Annotated in this window: 15 protein-coding genes and 1 pseudogene; 7 read left to right on the forward strand and 9 right to left on the reverse strand. The window is 42.5% G+C overall.

Translation table 11 applies throughout. From position 1 onward, the window contains the following. Positions 1-27: 27 nt before the first annotated feature. The 8 genes from rseP to rpsB form a co-directional block, all read right to left on the reverse strand. Entirely contained in the window at positions 28-1,383 is a 1,356-nt protein-coding gene (gene rseP / locus LGZ98_RS16995) for a sigma E protease regulator RseP (protein ID WP_113044011.1), read from the reverse strand. Positions 1,384-1,411: 28 nt separating this feature from the next. Further along, positions 1,412-2,260 (reverse strand): phosphatidate cytidylyltransferase, encoded by an 849-nt coding sequence (cdsA, locus tag LGZ98_RS17000; protein ID WP_112879147.1) that lies wholly within the window; start codon positions 2,258-2,260, stop codon positions 1,412-1,414. A gap of 9 nt (positions 2,261-2,269) precedes the next feature. Next, positions 2,270-2,965: a (2E,6E)-farnesyl-diphosphate-specific ditrans,polycis-undecaprenyl-diphosphate synthase gene (ispU, locus tag LGZ98_RS17005; protein ID WP_228900898.1), complete on the reverse strand. Its 696-nt coding sequence runs from the start codon at positions 2,963-2,965 to the stop codon at positions 2,270-2,272. A gap of 283 nt (positions 2,966-3,248) precedes the next feature. Next, positions 3,249-4,445 carry a 1-deoxy-D-xylulose-5-phosphate reductoisomerase gene (gene ispC / locus LGZ98_RS17010; protein WP_228900885.1) on the reverse strand — a complete coding sequence of 399 codons (1,197 nt, stop codon included), beginning with the start codon at positions 4,443-4,445 and terminating at the stop codon, positions 3,249-3,251. Between the two features lie 266 nt (positions 4,446-4,711). Next, positions 4,712-5,269, reverse strand: coding sequence for a ribosome recycling factor (frr, locus tag LGZ98_RS17015; protein ID WP_113044008.1), 558 nt, complete (start codon positions 5,267-5,269; stop codon positions 4,712-4,714). 118 nt (positions 5,270-5,387) lie between these two features. Next, positions 5,388-6,116: a UMP kinase gene (gene pyrH / locus LGZ98_RS17020; RefSeq protein ID WP_112879144.1), complete on the reverse strand. Its 729-nt coding sequence runs from the start codon at positions 6,114-6,116 to the stop codon at positions 5,388-5,390. Positions 6,117-6,269: 153 nt separating this feature from the next. After that, entirely contained in the window at positions 6,270-7,127 is an 858-nt protein-coding gene (gene tsf, locus LGZ98_RS17025) for a translation elongation factor Ts (RefSeq protein WP_113044007.1), read from the reverse strand. Between the two features lie 150 nt (positions 7,128-7,277). Next, positions 7,278-8,003 carry a 30S ribosomal protein S2 gene (rpsB, locus tag LGZ98_RS17030; RefSeq protein WP_112879142.1) on the reverse strand — a complete coding sequence of 242 codons (726 nt, stop codon included), beginning with the start codon at positions 8,001-8,003 and terminating at the stop codon, positions 7,278-7,280. Positions 8,004-8,434: 431 nt separating this feature from the next. Here rpsB and map point away from each other — a divergent pair, with 431 nt between their 5' ends. The 4 genes from map to LGZ98_RS17050 all read left to right on the forward strand — a co-directional run bounded on the left by map (position 8,435) and on the right by LGZ98_RS17050 (position 13,620). After that, positions 8,435-9,232, forward strand: a complete 798-nt coding sequence (gene map / locus LGZ98_RS17035) for a type I methionyl aminopeptidase (RefSeq protein WP_113044006.1) — start codon at positions 8,435-8,437, stop codon at positions 9,230-9,232. 138 nt (positions 9,233-9,370) lie between these two features. After that, a complete protein-coding gene (gene glnD, locus LGZ98_RS17040; RefSeq protein ID WP_113044005.1) occupies positions 9,371-12,019 on the forward strand; it encodes a bifunctional uridylyltransferase/uridylyl-removing protein GlnD in 2,649 nt (882 codons plus the stop codon). A gap of 175 nt (positions 12,020-12,194) precedes the next feature. Next, positions 12,195-13,019, forward strand: a complete 825-nt coding sequence (gene dapD, locus LGZ98_RS17045; RefSeq protein WP_113044004.1) for a 2,3,4,5-tetrahydropyridine-2,6-dicarboxylate N-succinyltransferase — start codon at positions 12,195-12,197, stop codon at positions 13,017-13,019. 214 nt (positions 13,020-13,233) lie between these two features. Further along, entirely contained in the window at positions 13,234-13,620 is a 387-nt protein-coding gene (locus LGZ98_RS17050; RefSeq protein WP_011145044.1) for a DUF3461 family protein, read from the forward strand. Positions 13,621-13,677: 57 nt separating this feature from the next. On the opposite strand, the gene LGZ98_RS17055 is transcribed toward LGZ98_RS17050, so the two are convergent. Continuing rightward, positions 13,678-14,127, reverse strand: coding sequence for a flavodoxin (locus LGZ98_RS17055; protein ID WP_113044003.1), 450 nt, complete (start codon positions 14,125-14,127; stop codon positions 13,678-13,680). 372 nt (positions 14,128-14,499) lie between these two features. On the opposite strand from LGZ98_RS17055, the gene LGZ98_RS17060 reads away from it, so the two are divergent. The 3 genes and pseudogenes from LGZ98_RS17060 to LGZ98_RS17070 all read left to right on the forward strand — a co-directional run bounded on the left by LGZ98_RS17060 (position 14,500) and on the right by LGZ98_RS17070 (position 16,677). Beyond that, positions 14,500-15,336: a hypothetical protein gene (locus LGZ98_RS17060; RefSeq protein ID WP_262978316.1), complete on the forward strand. Its 837-nt coding sequence runs from the start codon at positions 14,500-14,502 to the stop codon at positions 15,334-15,336. A gap of 26 nt (positions 15,337-15,362) precedes the next feature. After that, on the forward strand, positions 15,363-15,692 hold the full coding sequence (locus tag LGZ98_RS17065; RefSeq protein WP_113044001.1) for a hypothetical protein: 330 nt from the start codon (positions 15,363-15,365) through the stop codon (positions 15,690-15,692). A gap of 238 nt (positions 15,693-15,930) precedes the next feature. Then, a pseudogene (locus LGZ98_RS17070) lies at positions 15,931-16,677 on the forward strand (IS982 family transposase). The last annotated feature ends 73 nt before the right edge of the window (positions 16,678-16,750 follow it).

Below are 16,750 nucleotides of genomic sequence, written 5' to 3' on the forward strand. Positions count from 1 at the left end.
ATGCGTCTTCCTAACTAGTCTTCCGCTTTAAAAACGGGAGAAATCATTGAAAAGTGCAAGCCCCATCAATAACACCAGTACTACGGCACCGATGCGATAGCTGAAGTCTTGTACACGCTCGGAAACTGGCCCACCTTTTATCTTTTCGATAAACAAGAAGAGCAAGTGTCCACCATCTAACACAGGTAATGGGATCAGATTAATAACCCCAAGATTGACACTTATTAGCGCCAAAAACATCAAATAATACACCAAGCCGGAATCAGCCGACACCCCCGCCCCTTTAGCGATAGAGATAGGACCACTCAGGTTGTTAATTTTCACATCACCAACGATCAGCTTACCAATCATACTGACAGTTAATCGCATCAGTTGCCAAGTCTTATCTCCTGCCTGATACATGGCAGAGAAAGGCCCGTATTGCTGAACGATTCTATATTCATCGGCTAATGGCACAACTCGCAGTTCCACACCGGCAAAACCAACTTTCCTGCCACCAGACTGTTGTCTTGCTTCCGGCGTCATAGAGAGAGAAATAATATGACCAACCCGATCCACGGAAAGTTCCAGCGGGACATTCGGATTATTGCTGACAAAGGATGTAAAAGTATGCCAAGTATCTATTTCCTGGTCACCGACTTTAACTATCCTATCTCCCTTTTGCAAACCCGCTTTTTCTGCTGCGGAGCCAGGGATAACTTTTTCCACCAGAGAATCCAAACGAGGACCAACAGGCATAATCCCTAGTGACAACACAGGATCCTGCTTATCCGGATCAAAGCTCCATTGCTGCAAATCCAACGTTTTCTCCACCGGATATGATGAGCCTGGAGAGATAACCTGAACAGTCATGTTATCGTCACCTATCTTACCTACCAAAGCAAAACGAACTGAATTCCAATCAGGCGTTTCGATACCATCTACGGATTTTAGTTCCATTCCCGATGAAATATTTGCTTGCGCAGCGATAGAATCTGGTTTGATATCCGCAACAACAGGACGTATTGCCGGCACACCAATAATAAACACCAACCAATAAACCACAGCCGCCAATAAAAAGTTAGCAATTGGCCCGGCACTGACTACCGCGGCACGCTGACCAAGTGTTTTATTATTGAATGCCATATGACGGTGTTCAGGAGAAACAGGTGAAACACGCTCATCAAGCATTTTCACATATCCCCCCAGTGGAATAAGGGCTATAACATATTCAGTTCCTTGACGATCTGTACGCCGCCATAGAGCTTTACCAAAACCAATGGAGAAACGTTCAACGTGAATACCACACTTTCTGGCCACCCAAAAATGGCCAAACTCATGCACAGTGATCAATATCCCTAGCGCAATAATAAAAGCCGCCAGATTCCAGAGAATTCCCATCATATTCTTCAAACACCGTCAAACATAGAGATCAAAATACCAGCAACATTAGGCCAGTAAAAACAGGGATCGCAGCCGTCAGGCTATCAATACGATCCATAACACCGCCATGTCCCGGAATTAGCTGGCTGCTATCCTTAATACCCGATTCACGTTTGAACATACTCTCAGTCAAATCACCAAATACAGAAGCGATAACAACAATAGCAGAACACAACATGAGTTTTTCAGGCATTGCAGGTACTGGAGCATATTTCCCAAACAACCATGAAATAATGGCCGCTGTCATTAACCCCCCCATTAATCCTTCCAGCGTTTTTCCTGGAGAAACTTTCGGTGCCATTTTACGTTTACCTAAAGTACGTCCGAAGAGATAAGCACCGGAATCCGCTCCCCACACTAGCAACATGACATACAATAACCACCATGCACCATAATATGAATTATCATCATATCCCTGAGTCCGTAACACCATCATTCCACAGTAAAACGGCACTAATGTCAGGACACCAAACAAAAGGCGCAATAAAATGGAGCTCTTCCAAATTACAGCGGAAGAAGGATAGGTAACAACCAGAAGCGTCGCGACAATCCACCAAATCATTCCCCCCCATAAGATAAAAGTGATTTGTGGTTGTCCAATCAAATCAGTGAAATCTGGCAGAGTATATTGTAAGGCCAATAAACCAATAGCAAACAGAACGGCCAAAATAGCCCGTTTCTTTTGGTTAAATAAGCCAGCGAATTGCCCCCATTCCCATGCAGCAAGGGCTGAAACAGCAATAATCACCAACCCAAACGCTACTGGTGGCAGCAAAAACAGAGCGGCAATCACAAGAGGGATTAATATCACAGCCGTTATAAGGCGGTACTTCAGCAAGAGTTCCTCCTATGATCCCACATCGGCATCGTCTGGTATTGTTCCGCCAAACCGGCGTTCTCTTTTGGCAAAGGCATTAATTGCACCTTCAAAAACGTTTTCATCAAAATCAGGCCAGAGTATATCGGTAAAATAGAATTCTGCATAAGCTATCTGCCATAACAGAAAATTACTGATACGATGTTCACCTCCGGTTCTGATGACCAAATCAACCTGAGGCTGCTGGCTTAGATTCATATAATTATTAACTAATTCTTCAGTAATATCCTGTGGCTCAAGGGAATTATCCTTAATCTGCTGAGCAATTTTCTGAACACTTTGAACAATATCCCAACGACCACCATAATTTGCAGCAATATTAAGTTGCAGACCCGTATTATTAGCGGTCAACTTGACTGAGCGATGGATTCGATCCTGTAAACGCTCACTGAACCGGCTGATATCACCAATAACAGATAATCTAATATTATGCTTATGTAAGCTTTTGATTTCGCTATCTAGTGCAAAAATAAATAATTCCATTAAAGAGCTGACTTCTTGTTCCGGCCGATTCCAGTTTTCACTACTGAAAGCATACAACGTCAGTGACTCAATTTTATGTTTAGCCGAGAAACTCACCGCACTACGTACCGCTTTAATCCCTGCACGATGACCAAAGGCTCTTAATTTCCCTCGTTTCTTTGCCCAACGGCCGTTACCATCCATAATAATGGCAACATGTTTAGGTAATAATGACGATAAATCGTTCTGATGATGATCGCTGGATAATATCACTCAATTAATCCTTTGCTGGTCAAGGTAATTCTCTTACAAGTTCAGGCATCCAAACATAAAAAAGCCGTGTCTGGTATCCACGGCTTGGGTAAAAGCCTAATTATCTGGAAGAGAACTTCCAAAATCTGAACCGTTAATTATATCAACCAACAGTTATACGCAAACTATACCATCAGGTAAAAATGCGGACAAATACCCATTTGCCAATCAAAGACTATCTGATAAATGAACGAATAATCTTTATAGCTAAATCTCTTGCGAGATTATCAATCTGTAAGACTTCCTCAATGCTCTGAGGTTCCGGCAAATTTAGTTTTTCTACAACCTGCCGGTTTATAATTGCAATATCTGTGAAAGAGATTCCATTTTGTAAAAAAATCTTAACGATTTCTTCATTCGCTGCATTCAACGCCGTGGTTGCAGCCTGACCTGCGTGGCAAGCTTCAATAGCCAGTTTCAAACATGGATACCGTTCATAATCTGGTTTCGAGAACGTCAGTGTACCTAAAGAACAAAAATCAAGAGGTTCAACACCAGAAGCAATACGATTTGGGTATGCCATTGCATAGGCAATGGGTGTACACATATCCGGTGTTCCTAATTGAGCAATAACGCTGCCATCCTGATAACGGACCATAGAGTGAATGACTGACTGAGGATGGATTACTACTTCCATTTCCGCAGCAGAGGCATTGAACAGACAACACGCCTCAATATATTCCAAGCCCTTATTCATCATTGTCGCAGAATCTACCGAAATCTTACGCCCCATCGACCAATTCGGATGAGCACAAGCCTGGTCCGGTGTTACAAAAGCTAATTGCTCCAAAGGGGTATGACGAAAAGGCCCGCCAGATCCTGTCAGAATGATATTAGCAATTCCATATTGTTTTAGATCTCCGCGCCCAAGGTTTCGTTGTATTACCTCTGGTAAGCTCTGAAAAATAGCATTATGCTCACTATCAATGGGTAATAATTGAGCATTATGTTTCGCTACAGCATCCATAAAAAACCGACCGCTGGTGATCAGCGACTCTTTATTAGCAAGTAAAATCTGTTTACCCGCCCGGATGGCAGCCAGCGTTGGCAATAAACCAGCCACACCAACAATCCCAGACATAACCTGATCTGCATCATTCAAAGCAGCCAAATCACACGCAGCCTGTTCCCCGAAAAATACCTCGGTTTTACAACCTTGTTCAATAAGCAGCTGACGCAACTCTTTTGCGGAAACTTCATCCGCCATTGCAGCATATTGAGGCCGAAACTCCAGACATTGCTCTGCCATAACCTGGATATTTTTTCCAGCGGCAAGCGCTGTTACTTTGAATTTATCAGGATTATTGCGAACTACAGTAAGTGTACTTTTGCCTACGGAACCTGTGGAACCAAGGATGGTCAACCTTTTCATACTGATGCTCTGAATTGTTTTATTTGATGTGTATTGATACTTGTCTGATTTGCCTGGCTATGAACGCTCATGACTTCAGAGAAATGCCGAACAAAAATAGCGCCACAAGATAGCAGCGCTTGATATACCCGTCATCTTTCAAGTTGCCTCTTTGTTGGCTGCACTCTCTCACCCCGGTCACATAGTTATCTATGCTCCCGGGGATTCGCTCCCTTGCCGCCGCGATCCATCTTGAAATCCATAGGGTATATATCTTATGAAAGAGATTAGAACTCCATCAGTTCTTCTTCTTTCTTCGTCAAAGCTTCATCAACTTTTTTGATGAAATTATCCGTCAGCTTTTGAATATCATCCTGCGCACGACGCTCATCATCTTCACTGATCTCTTTGTCTTTCAGCAGTGCTTTGATTTTGTCGTTAGCGTCACGACGAATATTACGCACAGAGACACGCCCCTGCTCAGCTTCGCTACGAACCACCTTAATCAGATCCTTGCGGCGCTCTTCTGTCAATGGTGGCAAAGGAACACGGATTGTTGTTCCCGCAGAAGATGGATTCAGCCCTAAATCAGAAGCCATGATTGCCTTTTCAATCGCCGGCGTCATAGTACGATCAAATACCGTGATAGCTAGGGTACGTGCATCCTCAGCGACGACGTTAGCAAGCTGACGCAAAGGCGTTGGTGTACCATAATACTCAACAGTGATACCATCCAGCAGACTAGGAGAAGCCCGGCCAGTACGAACCTTACTGATTTGGTTTTTAAGTGCTTCGACGCTCTTTTCCATACGGTCTTGTGCGTCTTTTTTGATTTCATTAATCACGTTACAAACCCTTGGGAACTGGTTGTTTTAAAGCCATAAGCTATTATGACCATGTTTGTTAAATTTGGCGTATCAGGCGACTCATCATACCGCTAAACATCTCTGGTGTCTTTGAACATTACTCGTGAGAAATCAGGGTGCCTTCATTTTCCCCCATTACCACACGACGCAACGCTCCCGGCTTATTCATGTTAAATACGCGAATAGGTAAGCTGTGATCACGAGCCAGCGTGAATGCCGCCAAATCCATAACTTTCAATTCACGCTCTAATACCTGTTGGTAAGAGAGCTTATCGAACAATACCGCTTCCGAATCTTTAGCCGGATCAGCTGAATAAACACCATCTACTTTAGTTGCTTTTAGCACAACATCTGCTTCAATCTCAATACCACGCAAACACGCTGCCGAATCTGTAGTAAAGAACGGATTGCCGGTACCCGCAGAGAAAATAACAACACGACCATGACGTAATAAACTAATCGCTTCTGCCCAACTATAGTTATCACAAACGCCATTTAAAGGAATTGCAGACATTAGACGGGCGTTCACATAGGCGCGATGTAATGCGTCCCGCATTGCCAGACCATTCATCACTGTTGCCAACATGCCCATGTGGTCGCCGACTACACGGTTCATCCCTGCTTCTGCCAAGCCAGCACCACGAAACAGATTACCACCGCCAATGACGACACCGACTTGTACGCCTAACTCAACCAGTTCTTTGACCTCCTGAGCCATGCGATCTAACACGCTGGCATCTATACCAAAACCTTCTGCACCTTGCAGGGCTTCTCCACTGAGTTTAAGCAGGATACGCTGATATACGGGTTTTGCATTGGTTGCCATGATGTTCTGTCCTAAGCAGAAAAGTATATTGGGGATTTACATACATCCGAGCCATTCTGACCAGATGCAAAAACTCAACACCTACTGGGATAGGCGATTTAGATTAGATAAAACAGAACCGCCATTTGGCGGCCCTGTTTGTAAAAATTAAGACTATTTACTCATTGCAGCAACTTCTGCTGCGAAATCAGTCTCAACTTTCTCAATACCTTCACCCACTTCATAACGGATGAAGCTGGTCACTGTAGCAGTGTTTTCTTTCAACAGATCGCCAACTGTTTTGCTTGGATCCATCACGAAATTCTGACCTGTCAGAGAAATCTCACCTGTGAATTTATTCATACGGCCAGAAACCATTTTCTCTGCGATTTCGCGTGGCTTACCAGACTGCATTGCGATATCCAGTTGGATTTGGTGCTCACGATCAACAACATCAGCTGGTACATCACTTGGGTTAACATATTCTGGCTTGCTCGCAGCGATGTGCATAGCCACATGCTTAATCAGCTCTTCATTAGCGCCAGCGCCTTCAGCCGCAACCAGAACACCGATACGTGCACCATGCAGGTAAGTACCCAGTTGTTCACCTTCTAATATAGAAACGCGACGAATGTTAATGTTTTCACCGATTTTAGCAACCAGTGCAGTACGTTGTTCTTCAAACTTAGCTTTCAGAGTTTCAACATCAGAGATTTTATCAGCCAATACTGTTGCCATAACTTCTTTACCGAAAGCAATGAAACCTGCATCTTTGGCAACAAAATCAGTTTCACAGTTCAGCTCAACCAGAGCGCCGAATTTGCTATCAGCAGCCACTTCCGCCAGGATGATACCTTCAGCAGCAACACGGCCAGCTTTCTTAGCCGCTTTCGCTTGACCTGATTTACGCATGTTGTCAATCGCTAATTCGATATCGCCATTAGCTTCAACCAGCGCTTTTTTACATTCCATCATACCTGCGCCAGTACGCTCACGCAGTTCTTTTACCAAAGCAGCGGTAATTCCAGACATTTGTTTTATTCCTCGATGTATCCCGCAGGAAGAGAGTATTCCGCATGGATAGTTCTTATATCAGATACGTAAAAGGGGGCCATAACAGGCCCCCCTAACCAATATATTTCAATACCTGGTTAATAAGGGCTCAATAATGAGCTTGCCTTATTATTCAGCTTCTACAAAGCTTTCTTCTGCCTGAACAGCCAGATCTTGAGAACGACCTTCACGAACAGCAGTAGCAACAGCACCTAGATACAGTTTTACTGCACGGATTGCATCATCATTACCAGGGATGATGAAATCAACACCATCTGGATCAGAGTTAGTATCAACAACAGCGAATACTGGGATACCCAGGTTGTTTGCTTCTTTGATAGCAATGTGTTCATGTTCAGCATCGATAACAAACAGAGCATCAGGTAAGCCGCCCATATCTTTGATACCACCCAGACTATTTTCTAACTTACCAAGTTCACGAGAACGAATTAACGCTTCTTTCTTGGTCAGTTTGTCAAAAGTACCGTCCTGAGACTGTGCTTCTAAATCTTTCAAACGTTTGATGGATTGACGAACGGTTTTCCAGTTAGTCAGCATACCGCCTAACCAACGGTGATTAACGAAGTATTGATCACAGTTCTGAGCTGCTTCTTTAACCGCTTCGCTCGCAGCACGCTTAGTACCAACAAACAAAATTTTGCCTTTGCGTGAAGCAATTTTGTTCAGTTCAGCTAACGCATCGTTGAACATTGGAACAGTTTTTTCCAGATTGATGATATGCACTTTGTTACGAGCACCAAAGATGAATGGTTTCATTTTTGGGTTCCAGTAACGAGTCTGGTGACCGAAGTGAACGCCCGCTTGCAGCATATCGCGCATGGAAACAGTTGCCATTGTAAACCTCTGTAAAATATTAAGTTGGGGTTATGCCTCCACGAGCCCCATAACACCGACTCTTTAGCTGCATGTTCTGCATGAGAGCACCCCGGTGTATGTGCCGACCCGTGTGTGTTATTTACACAGTGAGTATGTTTAACGCCACCCTGTTTTGCCTCAGTGGCAAATACACAGAACGCCGGCGCGCTTTATATCATAAACCGGCCTAAGACACCAACTTTTGTTGCCATTCTCTGATAGCTCAATGTGGAAAGAAAAGCCCGGTTACGAACGGTATTCTTGATGAGTAAATAAAGGTAACGAGGGAAATAGGGCTGCCAACTGTTATTGGCAGATATTCTGTAGGCTGATACCATTAGTTCAATAATTTTTTCCTTGTTGAAAAACAGACAACCAGCAGATTCGCTGGCTTTGAATGGACAAGTTTCATGGCAATCTCAATTAAAACCTCTAAAGATATTGAAAAAATGCGCGTCGCCGGTCGACTGGCGGCAGAAGTATTGGAAATTATTGAACCTTACGTCAAACCCGGTGTAACAACAGGTAAATTAGATCGTATCTGTCACGATCACATTACCAATAAACAACAGGCTGTCTCTGCCTGCCTTGGCTATCACGGTTTCCCAAAATCTGTTTGTATCTCTGTTAATGACGTAGTGTGTCATGGTATCCCAAGTGATGATAAGACCTTGAAAGATGGCGATATTGTTAATATCGATGTGACTGTCATCAAAGAGGGCTTCCACGGTGATACATCAAAAATGTTCATAGTTGGTAAACCAACCATTCAGGGTGAGCGCCTGTGCCGCATCACTCAGGAAAGCCTCTATCTAGCCTTGAAAATGGTGAAACCCGGTATTCGTCTGCGCACCCTTGGTAGAGCCATCCAACAATTTGTTGAAGCCAACGATTTTTCTGTGGTCCGTGAATATTGCGGTCACGGCATCGGCGCAGGCTTCCACGAGGAACCACAAGTATTGCACTATGATGCAGATGATGGTGGCGTTGTTCTGCAAAAAGGTATGGCTTTCACTATTGAGCCAATGGTTAACACCGGTGACTACCACATCCGTACCATGAAAGATGGCTGGACAGTCAAAACCAAGGACCGCAGCCTGTCTGCGCAGTATGAACATACCATCGTTGTTACTGATAACGGCTGCGAAATCATGACATTGCGTAAAGAAGAAGAGCCAACGCTTTCCGCAGTCTTGGTAAATGAATAATTAAAACAGCAAACTATGAAGCCTTGTTGAAATCATACAAGGCTTCTAAATCTTTTCTCCGCAATATCCCCTTGTTCAACACCCTACTTTCTCAGTAATCTGGCCGTTATGATTCGCCTTTCTCATAGGTTTATACTTATGTCAGCAGATATCGCCACAATTCAAGCCCCTATCCCGCCACTTTCTCCCGCTGATTTTTCCAGTGAAGATCTTCGCTACCCTGTGTTGAAACAGCACCTCGAAGAATTTCAGCTTTGGCTGGAACATGCATTTAAAGCGGGTATTTCCGCAGAAGCCTTGATTTCTGCACGCAGTGATTACATAGACCAGTTATTACAACAATTATGGTATGCCTATGGATTTGATAAAATTTCATCACTTTCATTGATTGCCGTCGGCGGATATGGCCGGCGGGAACTGCATCCGCTATCTGACATCGACGTGTTGATACTCAGTGAACAACCACTCACACCGCCTCAAGCTCAGAATGTCGGACAATTTATCACTTTACTATGGGATATCCGACTGGAAGTCGGCCACAGTGTCCGCACACTTGAAGAGTGTTTGCTGGAAGGGTTATCAGATCTGACTATTGCGACGAATTTAATCGAATCACGGTTAATTTGTGGCGATCCATCCATTTTTCTTCGATTACAGCGACATACCTTCAGTGATGGTTTTTGGCCTTCCACTGAATTCTTTGATGCCAAAATTGTCGAACAACACGAACGCCATCAGCGCTATCACAGCACCAGTTATAACCTGGAACCTGATATCAAAAGCAGCCCCGGAGGATTGCGAGACATTCATACCCTACTGTGGGTTGCCCGCCGCCATTTTGGTGCAACCTCCGTAGATGAAATGGTCGACTTTGGTTTCCTGACAGCAGAAGAACGTAATGAATTAAATGAATGCCAAAGTTTCCTCTGGCGTATCCGCTTTGCTCTTCATCTGATAGTCAATCGTTATGATAATCGTCTGTTATTTGATCGCCAGTTCAGTATTGCTCAATTACTAGGCTATCACGGAGAGCGTAATCAACCGGTAGAACGAATGATGAAAGATTTCTACCGGATGACACGCCGCGTTAGCGAACTCAACAATATGCTACTGCAACTGTTTGATGAAGCCATTCTGGCATTGGAAACCCATGAAAAGTCCCGCTCGTTGGATAGTGAATTCCAACTACGGGGACAACTTATTGATCTTATTGATGAAACCCTGTTTATCAAAGAACCCGCCGCTATTATGCGAATGTTTTATCGCATGGCGGAACATGAAGAAGTTCAAGGTATTTATTCTACTACGTTACGCCACCTCCGTTATGCACGCCGCAACCTGTCTCAGCCATTGTGTGAATTACCGGAAGCTCGCCAAATCTTTATGGATATCCTACGTCACCCAAGGGCGGTTGAAAGCGCATTTGTGCCCATGCATCGTCACAGTGTCCTTGGCGCTTACACACCGCTTTGGGGCAATATCGTCGGTCAGATGCAGTTTGATCTGTTTCACGCCTATACCGTCGATGAACATACCATCCGCGTACTGAGAAAACTGGAAAGTTTTGCCGATGAGAATAATCGTCCAGCCCATCCACTCTGTGTTGAGCTATACCCTCGTCTGCCTCAACCAGAACTCCTACATCTTGCTGCACTATTTCATGATATCGCCAAAGGGCGTACCGGTGACCATTCTGAACTTGGCGCTGACGATGCGCTCGCGTTTTCACTGCAACATGGGCTTAACTCACGAGAAGCTGATTTAGTAGCCTGGCTGGTTCGTCATCATCTGTTAATGTCAGTCACGGCTCAAAGGCGAGATATTCAGGACCCAGAAATCATCAAGCAATTTACCCATCAAATCCTCAATGAAACCCGGTTACGCTACCTGATCTGCCTGACAGTCGCTGATATCTGCGCCACCAATGTCAACCTATGGAATAGTTGGAAGCAGAGTTTGTTACGGGAACTCTATTTCTCTACAGAGAATCAATTGCGCCAGGGAAATACACCAGATTTTCGGGAACGCATCCGTCATAACCGTTTCCAGGCACTTGCTCTGTTGCGCCAGGATAATATTAACGAACAGAAACTTCATCAGCTTTGGAGTCGTTGTCATGCAGATTATTTTCTTCGTCATACGCCAAAACAACTTGCCTGGCACGCCCGTCATTTAGTGCAACATGATTCTCAAGAGTCACTGATACTGATAAGTACCAAGCCAACCCGTGGCGGTACAGAAATTTTTATCTGGAGCGTAGATCGTCCTTCCCTGTTTGCGGCGGTTGTCGGCGAACTGGATAGACGTAACCTGAGTGTTCATAATGCTCAGATCTTTACCAATCGTGATGGTATGACAATGGACACTTTCGTGGTACTGGAACCCAATGGTCATCCTTTAGCATCAGATCGCCATGAAATAATACGTGACGCACTTTTACAAGTTGTTCTGGCTCCTCACACCAAAACACCGAAAACACGAAAATTGCCAACCAAACTGCGTCACTTCAACGTACCAACAAAAGTCACCTTCTTGCCTACCCATAATGAACGACGAACCTATATGGAACTATTTGCCCTGGATCAACCGGGATTGCTGGCAAGGGTCGGTAATATTTTCGCCGAAATGGGGGTTTCACTGCATGGTGCACACATCACCACCATCGGTGAACGTGTCGAAGATTTTTTTGTGCTGGCAGATAAAGACCACAAGGCATTAAATAAAAAAGTCAGAGAAGAATTGTCAGAAAGGTTGACAGCAACCCTAAATCCAAAGGATAAAATATAACTCAATATATATACCCTAATGGATTTCAAGATGCATCGCGGCAGCAAGGGAGCGAATCCCCGGGAGCATAGATAACGATGTGACCGGGGTGAGTGAGTGCAGCCAACAAAGAGGCAACTTGAAAGATGACGGGTATAAGCCCATGATTCGGACGATAACCAAGGAACCCGATGCAATGCAGCAATTACAATCCATTATCGAAAATGCTTTTGAAAACCGTGCAACGCTTACTCCAGCAACCGTCAACCATGAAACACGTGATGCAGTTACTCAAGTCATCAACCTGCTGGATAGTGGAAAGCTACGCGTTGCAGAGAAAATTGACGGTCAGTGGGTCACTCATCAATGGCTAAAAATGGCTGTACTGCTCTCTTTCCGTATTAATGAAAATCAGATCATTGATGGCACAGAAAGCCGTTATTTCGATAAAGTTCCGATGAAATTCTCTGACTATGATCAGGCAAGATTTGAAAAAGAGGGCTTTCGTGTAGTGCCTCCTGCGGCAGCACGTCAAGGGGCCTTTATTGCCCGTAACTGCGTACTGATGCCTTCCTATGTCAACATCGGCGCTTATGTTGATGAAGGAACAATGGTAGATACCTGGACAACAGTCGGCTCCTGTGCCCAAATTGGTAAAAATGTCCATTTATCCGGCGGTGTCGGTATCGGTGGTGTATTGGAACCATTACAAGCGAACCCAACCATCATTGAAGACAACTGCTTTATTGGCGCCCGTTCTGAAATTGTAGAAGGTGTGATTGTCGAAGAGGGTTCAGTGATTTCAATGGGTGTCTATATTGGTCAAAGCACCAAAATCTATGATCGTGAAACAGGCGAAATTCATTATGGTCGTGTCCCTGCGGGTTCTGTTGTTGTCTCTGGCAACCTCCCATCAAAAGATGGTAGTTACAGCCTGTATTGTGCTGTCATTGTCAAAAAAGTGGATGCCAAAACACGAGGAAAAGTGGGCATTAATGAACTCCTCAGATCGATAGATTAAACTTTAAAATAGCGGATAATAAATAAGTCCGCTATTTTTTTGCTTTTTATCATCATTACCAACCTCAGTTAGTGTTATTAATATAGACAGTTTGAATACGGACAACATGCACGCTCCGAAACGTACACAAAGTACGTAAGGTATTTGGAGACGATCCGGATTCAAAATGACGCATAGAATAACCTACTGGGAAAAATACCCTTAAGGTGGTGCCATGTACGATAACTTAAAGAGTCTGGGGATCACATATCCCGAAGAAATTGACCGCTATAGTCTGCGTCAAGAAGCTAACAACGATATTCTGAAAATCTATTTTCGTAAGGATAAAGGTGAATTCTTTGCTAAAAGCGTGAAATTCAAATATCCGCGTCAGCGCAAGACTGTGACTGCAAACAATGCAGAGCAAGGATACAAAGAGATCAACGAAATCAATACCAACCTGCGTTATGTGATTGAAGAGTTGGATCAGATTTGCAAACGTGACCAAGTAGAAATCGATTTGAAACACAAAATCCTTGACGACCTGCGTCATCTTGAACACGTTGTTGCCAACAAGATTGCCGAGATTGAAGCCGATCTGGAAAAACTAACCCGTAAATAAAACGGTTCTATTAATTACACCGCCTATATCCTATTCGGTATAAGCGGTGTATTGTAATTATTCAATTAACTCTCCCCATTGTCTGATCCAAGGCTGAGCAAAAACTTCCGGTTCAGCTTCCTCCACTGCATCCACCATCAAAACTTCACCGATTCTTATTGCTCCTTGCTCTTGTAGTAACTCATCAAAAGTGCGGCCACCACCACAAAAATTCTCGTAACTGCTATCACCCAAGGCGATCACACCATAGCGTAATTCTGGCTGATAACCCAGTTCATCTCGCAAGGCATAATAAAGAGGTTGAATATTATCGGGTAAATCCCCTTGTCCAGTCGTTGAAGTGATAACTAAAACCATTTGATCGAGATAGGATTGCCATTGTTCCAGCTCCCCCTCTTCAAAGACTTCTACATCGTGACCTTGTTGTTCAAGGATCTGCTGTGCTTCTTCTGCAACAGCGAGCGCGTTACCATAAACAGTACCAACAAAAATACCTATCTTTGCCATAACTTATTTATCTCTTTTTAAAGGAATTATTAGTTATCCTCGCTGGCAACAGCAGAAAACTCAACCCTTCCCAAATCAGGGATAATTACCTTACCAGCTAAGTCGTCGCATCAAATCAAATATTGCCACTATCAAGTTGACTCTGTCATGTAAACAGGATCGTGACTGCTCCCCGCCGTAAAGACGTCGTCTTAAATCAAGTTATTTAATCAATAATAATTCAGTGTTAAAATCACTTTTTTAAACAACTTTAGTTGATGATATTGATATTAATATGAAAAATGACTATATCCTTTTCTTCAAGATCAATAATAGCATAATGAGATTAATAGAATGGCACAAATAAGCACTAAATAAAGGAAAACCATCACCATGTTTAATAATAGAGCTGTCGTGCTTAGTGTGTTATTAAGTGCCGCAAATATTACCGGCTCATCGGGTCTCATGATTTGGGTAGATACCGTGCTTAAAAGCGGAGGAATGATTTTAAACGCTTATATTCCTATTTTTTCTTATTTATTAGGGTTATCTCTGGGATGTATGACCATATCCTTTTTTATTCGAAAAATGAATATTGCTTTGTTTGAAAAAAATATTTTTGGCTTCTTCTTATTAATAGCAACGATAAACTGCATTCTCTTTGTAAGAGAAACAATACTTATTCCAATTTGGCTGGATACTCTGCATAGAATATTATGGGGAGTAATAAGTGGATTTATTGTCACAATGGGAAGAAATATTCTTATAACCACAGGAAATGAAAAGAAAACGAATAGTAATTTTTCTATTTTAAGCCTGGCGTTATTAAGTCTACCATTTTTAATTCCTGTTATTTTCTCTCTTTTAAGTTTAAATTCCCGTACATCAGCAGACTTTTTTTCTGCTTTTATTTACTCTATTGCTTCAATTATTTATTTAACTGACTTTAAAAGTCATAATTTAAAAAACAACAATTTAAAAAACAATAACTTAAAAAAACAAAAACACAATATTAAATATCCTGTGAAAACAACCAATAAATTAGCTGTTTTCTTTGACTTTTCCAGTTTAGTTATAATCAATGTTTGCTTTTTCCTATCCTTAATGATTATGCCATCAATGCGAACAAAATATTTTGAGCATATTGATATAATTCAAATGTATATCATATTACTGATTATATGGTTCCCCTGTGCAATTGGGATCATGTCATTAAATCTGCACTTTTAACCAAAAGAATCATGATAGGCAATATCATGCAATTATTCTCTCTCGGATTCTGTTTACTTGGCATTATAACAAATTCTGGCATACTCTATTTGCTATTCACAATTATGGTATTTTTAGCTAATACCATTATGCAACCTATTTTTTTCTCTTATCTAGGATTATATTCAAAAAACTCTCTTTATACTTTGGGTATGCAATCAGGTATTTATGTATTTATTACTATGATCATCCTTTTTTATACTATTTATTTAGGTGTTGGCGTTGAAGACATCATTTCTGGATTTACAATATTACTAATTTCTTCAATAGTTATTTCGACTATTTTTCACTTTACCATTAACTCTAAAAAACAATAAATCCAACATAATTAACCTGAGGTTTGCTTAAGAAGCGAACTAAGTGCCTGAGGCACGATCAAAGTTTTTGCTAGATAAAACAAAATCGTGGAGATCCTCAGGCATGTTTAATTTAGAAGAACTTTACTGCTGCGTCGATGACTTTTGCCAAAAATTTATTCCTCTCTGGCATCAATAGTTAATTGAAAATGGTTTGCTCAAACGTCGCCGCGAAGCTTCCCTTTCTTTCAGTGAAGTGATGACGCTCCTCATTTTATTCCACATGAGCCATTATCGTGATTTTAAAACGTTTTATATTCAGCATGTCAAACACTATCTTAAGGCCGATTTTCCCCGCTTGGTCAGCTACACCCGCATGTTAACCTTAAAGCAAAGGGCGCTCATTCCTCTCTGTGCTTTTCTTTCGTCACGCAAAGCTGAAACCCAGGGGATCGCTTTTATTGATTCAACCAAAATTGCCGTTTGCCACAATCTCCGTATTCCCCGTCATCGCGTATTTCAAGGCGTCGCACAGCGAGGGAAAACCAATACCGGCTGGTTTTATGGCTTTAAACTTCATCTGGTTATCAATAATTGTGGTGAACTTTTGGCGGTTAAGTTGACCTCAGGAAATAAAGATGAGCGTCATCCTGTCAAAGCGCGGGTACAAGGGTTAACAGGGTGTTTATATGGCGATAAAGGGTATTTGTCACAGGCCTTGTGCGATGAACTGGAAGCACGTTAATCACTCATGTCCGTAGTAACATGAAGAATGAAGACAAAAGCGTTATATCTCTGGGATAAGCTGATGTTAAGAAGGTGATTTTTGATAGAAACGGTCATAGATCAGCTTAAAAATATTTCTCAGATAGAGCATTCAAGACACCGCAGTCAGCTCGGTTTTTTATTGGAAATCGTCGCTGGCCTAATTGCTTATACATTCCAACCTAAAAAACCGAGCTTGAATTTACGGGATTGTGATATCGCTATTTTTAAACGAAGCTGAGGTTAAATATTTTCATAGCGAGGATAATGATCTCCATTTCGGATAAAATCAAGCATCTTCAATGATTACGGGT

Source organism: Photorhabdus kayaii (assembly GCF_025384895.1).
Taxonomy (GTDB): domain Bacteria; phylum Pseudomonadota; class Gammaproteobacteria; order Enterobacterales; family Enterobacteriaceae; genus Photorhabdus; species Photorhabdus kayaii.

Excerpts from the sequence above, each read along its gene's own strand:
- rseP (WP_113044011.1), bottom strand. The coding sequence starts at position 1,383 with ATGATGGGAATTCTCTGGAATCTGGCGGCTTTTATTATTGCGCTAGGG.
- dapD (WP_113044004.1), top strand. The coding sequence starts at position 12,195 with ATGCAGCAATTACAATCCATTATCGAAAATGCTTTTGAAAACCGTGCA.
- map (WP_113044006.1), top strand. The coding sequence starts at position 8,435 with ATGGCAATCTCAATTAAAACCTCTAAAGATATTGAAAAAATGCGCGTC.
- LGZ98_RS17065 (WP_113044001.1), top strand. The coding sequence starts at position 15,363 with ATGCAATTATTCTCTCTCGGATTCTGTTTACTTGGCATTATAACAAAT.
- tsf (WP_113044007.1), bottom strand. The coding sequence starts at position 7,127 with ATGTCTGGAATTACCGCTGCTTTGGTAAAAGAACTGCGTGAGCGTACT.
- glnD (WP_113044005.1), top strand. The coding sequence starts at position 9,371 with ATGTCAGCAGATATCGCCACAATTCAAGCCCCTATCCCGCCACTTTCT.
- LGZ98_RS17055 (WP_113044003.1), bottom strand. The coding sequence starts at position 14,127 with ATGGCAAAGATAGGTATTTTTGTTGGTACTGTTTATGGTAACGCGCTC.
- ispC (WP_228900885.1), bottom strand. The coding sequence starts at position 4,445 with ATGAAAAGGTTGACCATCCTTGGTTCCACAGGTTCCGTAGGCAAAAGT.
- rpsB (WP_112879142.1), bottom strand. The coding sequence starts at position 8,003 with ATGGCAACTGTTTCCATGCGCGATATGCTGCAAGCGGGCGTTCACTTC.
- LGZ98_RS17050 (WP_011145044.1), top strand. The coding sequence starts at position 13,234 with ATGTACGATAACTTAAAGAGTCTGGGGATCACATATCCCGAAGAAATT.
- pyrH (WP_112879144.1), bottom strand. The coding sequence starts at position 6,116 with ATGGCAACCAATGCAAAACCCGTATATCAGCGTATCCTGCTTAAACTC.
- LGZ98_RS17060 (WP_262978316.1), top strand. The coding sequence starts at position 14,500 with ATGTTTAATAATAGAGCTGTCGTGCTTAGTGTGTTATTAAGTGCCGCA.
- ispU (WP_228900898.1), bottom strand. The coding sequence starts at position 2,965 with ATGGATGGTAACGGCCGTTGGGCAAAGAAACGAGGGAAATTAAGAGCC.